Genomic DNA, 5,396 nt, shown 5'->3' on the forward strand with positions numbered 1-5,396 from the left:
TTTTTGGACATTGACAGTTCGGTCCTCAAAAGGAGATTCGTGCGACCGATTTCAAATCGGGCCATGAATTCCATGGCCGCCAACAGGGCAAGTATGACAATGATGGCCAATGGGATAAATGCCCCCGTGGACAATGCAGCCGTCACGATCACGAAAAGGGCGAGGAGTACGGGGAAACTGGACAGCATGTAGATAAGTTCGCGGAACCGACGCCCCATAAATCTGAGTGGCCTCAATGAGTTATTTGTATTGGCTGTTTTCATAGTTCAATCATCTAGTAACGATAACTAAGTCCTCTAGGGTGCTAGCAGGTGTGTTTCTCCGTCTTTCGCTAATCGTTGAGCCCTTTACCATCCAGAATTCTTGGGGCGCATTTCTCAATTCTGGAATCTCTAGTCTTTTCTTGCTTGGCAGCAGAAAAATAAAGTACATAGCCGCGTTGTCGCCCTGGCGTCAATTTCTTAAAAGATGTCATCAAGCCCGGAGTTTTCTTCAACTGCGCCTGAATGTCCTTCGGAATCTCGAAACCCACCGCCTTCGTCATTTTAACTTCCATGCCAGCGGATTCGATGGCAATCGCTTCCGAGATGTATTGCTTAATAATCTTCTCCGACTTGATAATTTCTTTTACGTCAGTAAACCTCAATTGTCGACCGGCTTGGACATTGGGGGTTTGCTGGACAAGAAGCCCTTTAGCATCCTTCAAGAGCGCGCCTTTAAGAAAGAGAATGGCGCAGTAGCCCTTGAAGACATGAAGCAAAAAGACATTCTTATTCTCGAGCGTGTAGCAAGGTTGGCCCCACTTAAGCTCTTCCGTAAGCCCCGATGCCAATGCAATCGACCTGAGGGCCACGTATTCTTTCTTCCATACGCTCTCGTGGCTAAGGAAAACATCAACCTTTCGATTCATGCCCAATATCTTAGAGATTCCCAGGATTGATGTCAGTACGGAAATCATCAATTTCCTGCCAAGAATAGAATTTACTTTCTAGAGAGTCCCCATTTTGTAACCTTAAAGATTGCCTCCAGAACGATTTGGAAGCTCATTTTGCTCGTCCCAATTGTTCGCTCAACAAAGGTGATTGGTACTTCCTTGATGACCGCTCCAACCCGAAGCGCCTCACGAGTCATCTCGATTTGAAAGCTATAACCTTGAGATTCGATGCCATCCAGATCCATCCTCCTGAGAAGTTCGGCTCGATAAATCCGAAATCCGGCGGTCATGTCGTTAACGGCAGTAGATAAAACCCTCTTCGAGTAAAGGTTCGCGATTCTTGAAAGTACCTCGCGATGTCTGGACCAATTCTCAATCTTTCCCCCAGGGATCCATCGAGACCCAATCACCAAATCATTTTCATCCGATTTGCCAATTTCCTTCAATAACAGTTGAAGATCCTGGACTCGATGTGAACCATCGGCATCCATCTGAATTAAGTTCTCGTACCCTAAAGAAAGAGAGCGTCTAAAGCCTTGGATATAGGCACTTCCCAGCCCCAATTTCGACGGTCGAGAAAGAATGGCTATTCGCGCCCCATCTTTGTCAAAACTTCGAGCCACCTCTGCGGTTCCATCAGCCGAAGAATCATCGACTATCAAAATATCCAGATCGAGCGGAAGCAATTTCGGAATTAGTTCCTTAATATTTTCTGCCTCATTAAGCGTCGGGATTACCACGACGTTCTTACTGAGTCTCAACGCAATTAGTCCGCTCTGTCGCTGGGGAAATCATGAATGAGAAATAAAGTCTACGTGAGATTTCATTTTCCCAGCACTAAGGAATCCTGGGCTTTCTTGCCTATCAGTCCAAGATGTGTGTGTTGGAAATGTGAGTCATATTTAAGTCCATATCCAAGGAGGCGATCCCAACCGATGTGTCCCAGCCAAATACCGCCGACGGCGATGATGAGCGGCCCGCGACTTTGCCAGCCTGCGAGAACGACGATCGTTGGTAGCAAATAAGAATGCCCAAGGTTGTAGAAGAAGGCGCCAACCTTTGTGTCTTTGATATAGCCAAGCATGAAGATATCCGGAAGGAAAAGAAGAACCGGGTAGAGCCACCAACGTTGATGTTGGCTTGCAAATAAAACAATCGTGGCAATAAAAAGCACTAAACCATCAAGGCGTAACCATAGTTTTGGTTTTTGGTTTACATACATTGCAGCTCCTTGCTAACGGTGTTAGCCTAAACCTATTATGGCTAACACCTACGGCCCAAATCAGGCGCGAATCTTCGAGGAAGCCCTTCGGTTGCTCGAGGAAAAGGGCCTTCAGGGGCTGAGCATGCGGAATTTGGCTGAGCGACTACACATGAAAGCTCCAAGCCTCTATAAACATGTAGAAGGGCGAGATGAGATTCTGGCCCAAATCCAGGCGTGGGGTATTCAAGAATTTGGCGAAACTCTACGCAAAGCCCCAAAGAGCAAAAAAGCCAAAGCGCTTGCCTACCGTAAATGGGCGAGAGAAAACCCACACCTTTATGAAGTAACTTTCAGAATTCCACTTTTAAGAGATCGACTCCCCCTGGGGCTAGAGGAAGGCGTTACTCAAATGATTATTCAAATCACCGGAAAGGATCATGATCATGCTCGAGCCGTCTGGGCTCTCATGCACGGTCTAATAGACTTAGAGAAAATGAAACGATTTCCAGAAAATGCGGATCTAGATAAAACGTGGAAACGCGCTATCGAGATGGTCGGCTGAGAATTATTCGCGCAAAATCCTTCTGTCCAAATATCGTTTAAGAAAGTTTGAGGAAATCAAGATATGGATTTGCGAAAATATGCCGCTGAATTTCTAGGTACCGGCACGCTCGTTGCCGTGGTTGTAGGTTCAGGAAATATGGCTACCAACTTGAGCAGCGACAGAGGAGTGAATCTTCTCATCAATGCAATTTCTACTGTGCTTGCTCTAGGAATTCTTATTTGGGTGCTTAGTCCTATTAGTGGCGCCCACTTTAATCCCGCGGTCTCTTTAAGCGAATGGACCCAAAAACGCCTTGGGAATCTAGATCTGCTGGCTTACGTACTTGCTCAGAGCGCCGGTGGAATTTTTGGCGCAATGCTGGCCAATCTCATGTTCAAGCATCCTGCGATTTATCTTTCTCACCACATTCGAACTGGATCCAATCTCTGGCTTGGAGAGGTCGTTGCCACAGCTGGGCTCCTCTTTCTTATACAGATGCTTCGTGGCCAGAATCGAATGAGTATGGCTCCGATAGTGCTCGCTACGTGGATTGGAAGTGCCTATTTCTTCACTTCCTCGACATCTTTTGCTAATCCTGCCGTCACTTTAGGCAGAGCCTTCTCGGATACATTTTCAGGAATAGCGTTTAAGTCCGTGCCCATGTTTATTGTGGCCCAAGTCGTCGGTGCCGCACTCGGAACAATTGGTGGCATGTACTTCTCAAAGCCAACAGTCGTAGGAGCTGACCATGAGTCAAAATAAGCCCACCGTACTTTTCGTATGCGTCCACAATGCAGGTCGATCGCAAATGGCCGCCGGTTTCATGCGAGAACTCGCAGGAGATCGCGTCGAAGTACTTTCCGCCGGCTCGATGCCTAAAGACTCGATCAACCCATTTGCTGTGCAGGCAATGGCTGAAGTAGGTATTGATATCGCTGGACATCAGCCCAAGGTATTAACCAATGAAGCGGTAATGGAAGCTGATGCGGTCGTAACTATGGGGTGCGGGGATGCATGCCCATTTTATCCAGGTAAGCGCTACGAAGACTGGGTCCTCGAAGATCCAGCCGGCCAGGACATTGTTTTCGTAAGGAAGGTTCGCGACGATATCAAGATGCGAGTTGAGCAATTACTTTCAGAATTATTCGAAGGGTAAGTCTGCCTTAGGGATTTATTACTCCTCCGGCCAAAAGACCTAGAACGATTGTTCCCACGGCGATTCTATAAATGATGAAGGGCATAAAACTCTTCGTCATAACGTATTTCAGTAGCCAGGCAATTACTGCGTACCCAATAATGAAGGCAATAACCGTCGCTACCAAAGTCTCAGAAAGAGAAAACACATTTGTGCTTGCCTTGTCACCGATCGCCTTCTTCAATTCGAAAAGCCCACTTCCAAATACTGCTGGTAGGGCTAGAAGAAACGAGTATCGAAGTGCGGCCTCTCTCGTGTACCCAAGGTAGCGGCCCATTGCAATTGTTGCACCCGACCGTGAGACCCCTGGAAGAAGCGCCATTGATTGGGCGAGACCGTAAAGAATTCCGTGTGGCGCGCTGAGATCATCTAGTGTTTTCACTTTTTTGCCGTACTTATCGGCGACCCCAAGAACAATTCCAAAAACAATCATCGTCGAAGCGATCAGCCAGAGTGAGCGAAGGTTATTTGTGATGAAATCTTGTCCGACGTAACCCAGAATAACGATCGGAACGCTGCCGAGAATAATTAGCGAACCCATACGAGCATGAGCGCGCTCCTCAAGAGAAAGCGTTTTACGAAGAACGACTTGGCGAATCCAGGCAAGAATGATTTCCTTGATGTCATTCCGAAAAAAGATCAGCACAGCAAGTTCAGTCCCGATTTGCGTTATTGCGGTGAATCGAGCCCCAGGATCATGCGCCTTACTAAAAAACTCCCCGGCAATCCGGATGTGAGCACTCGAAGAGATAGGAAGAAACTCCGTGAGACCTTGCAAGATTCCTAACAACACCGATTCAAACAATGAGTCCACCGTTTCCACAACCATTTACGAGAAATGTAACTCTAACATTCGCGCCTTGGATATCATCAAAACCGTAAGGCGAAGCAGCTAATGAGTCTGAAATTTCAACGAGATCAAGCGTGAAACCAGCGTCCTGCGGTTGAAATGAAGGCACCTCGCGAATTGACCCCGGACAACGTATCGTTACCAAGTGCCATTTAGCCAAAAGCAAAAGAGCGGTCTTTTCTTTGCATCTTTTGGTATTTTTCTCTTTTCTCTTTCATTGCCATTTACCAAAATGGCTCTAAAGAGTTTTGACCCTTTGTTTACGGCCTTTGCTAGACCGATCATTGCTTCCACGCTTGCTATTCCATTGATGATTAAGGCGAAGGTGCCTCCCCTTCCGAGGCGACTCTGGAAACCTATGGCATATACCACCGTAGGTGCAGTTTTCGGATGGCCAATTCTCATTGCGCTGGCGCTACAAAGAACTACCTCCGCACATGTCTCCGTTATCGCCGCGGTAATGCCTCTTGTTACAGCGATTATTTCCGTCATGAAAAATAAAAAGCCAGTTGGTGTTTCATTTTGGATTGCTTCAGGTTTAGGAACTTTCCTGCTCATCGCTTTCGCCATAGGTCGTGGTGGAGCATCCAATTCCGATCTCATTGCTGATTTACTCATATTTGGCGCGGTACTTGCTTCGTAATACTGCTATGTAGAAGGCGCATCATT

The 5,396-nt window shown here is 47.0% G+C and carries 9 protein-coding genes; 4 read left to right on the top strand and 5 right to left on the bottom strand.

Features of this window, described 5'->3' with window-relative positions:
* From WCO51_09175 to WCO51_09190, 4 genes are all read right to left on the bottom strand, one after another.
* Positions 1–263: hypothetical protein (locus WCO51_09175; protein MEI6513431.1), on the bottom strand; the 263-nt coding region annotated here is incomplete at its 3' end.
* 68 nt (positions 264–331) lie between these two features.
* A complete protein-coding gene (locus WCO51_09180) occupies positions 332–910 on the bottom strand; it encodes a YdeI/OmpD-associated family protein (GenBank protein ID MEI6513432.1) in 579 nt (192 codons plus the stop codon).
* A gap of 71 nt (positions 911–981) precedes the next feature.
* Positions 982–1,695 carry a polyprenol monophosphomannose synthase gene (locus WCO51_09185; protein MEI6513433.1) on the bottom strand — a complete coding sequence of 238 codons (714 nt, stop codon included), beginning with the start codon at positions 1,693–1,695 and terminating at the stop codon, positions 982–984.
* A 62-nt stretch (positions 1,696–1,757) separates the two neighbouring features.
* Complete coding sequence (locus tag WCO51_09190; GenBank protein MEI6513434.1) at positions 1,758–2,156, bottom strand: DUF4260 domain-containing protein; 399 nt, start codon at positions 2,154–2,156, stop codon at positions 1,758–1,760.
* Positions 2,157–2,193: 37 nt separating this feature from the next.
* Here WCO51_09190 and WCO51_09195 point away from each other — a divergent pair, with 37 nt between their 5' ends.
* From WCO51_09195 to WCO51_09205, 3 genes are all read left to right on the top strand, one after another.
* Complete coding sequence (locus tag WCO51_09195; protein MEI6513435.1) at positions 2,194–2,700, top strand: TetR/AcrR family transcriptional regulator; 507 nt, start codon at positions 2,194–2,196, stop codon at positions 2,698–2,700.
* Between the two features lie 63 nt (positions 2,701–2,763).
* A complete protein-coding gene (locus tag WCO51_09200; protein ID MEI6513436.1) occupies positions 2,764–3,444 on the top strand; it encodes an MIP/aquaporin family protein in 681 nt (226 codons plus the stop codon).
* Complete coding sequence (locus tag WCO51_09205) at positions 3,431–3,838, top strand: arsenate reductase ArsC (GenBank protein ID MEI6513437.1); 408 nt, start codon at positions 3,431–3,433, stop codon at positions 3,836–3,838. The genes WCO51_09200 and WCO51_09205 overlap by 14 nt, the downstream gene beginning before the upstream one ends.
* Positions 3,839–3,845: 7 nt before the next feature.
* Here WCO51_09205 and WCO51_09210 read toward each other — a convergent pair whose 3' ends face one another.
* Entirely contained in the window at positions 3,846–4,706 is an 861-nt protein-coding gene (locus tag WCO51_09210) for an undecaprenyl-diphosphate phosphatase (protein MEI6513438.1), read from the bottom strand.
* 166 nt (positions 4,707–4,872) lie between these two features.
* On the opposite strand from WCO51_09210, the gene WCO51_09215 reads away from it, so the two are divergent.
* On the top strand, positions 4,873–5,370 hold the full coding sequence (locus WCO51_09215) for a DMT family transporter (protein MEI6513439.1): 498 nt from the start codon (positions 4,873–4,875) through the stop codon (positions 5,368–5,370).
* Positions 5,371–5,396: the final 26 nt, after the last annotated feature.

It is taken from the genome of bacterium, from assembly GCA_037131655.1.
Classification (GTDB): Bacteria; Armatimonadota; Fimbriimonadia; order Fimbriimonadales; family JBAXQP01; genus JBAXQP01.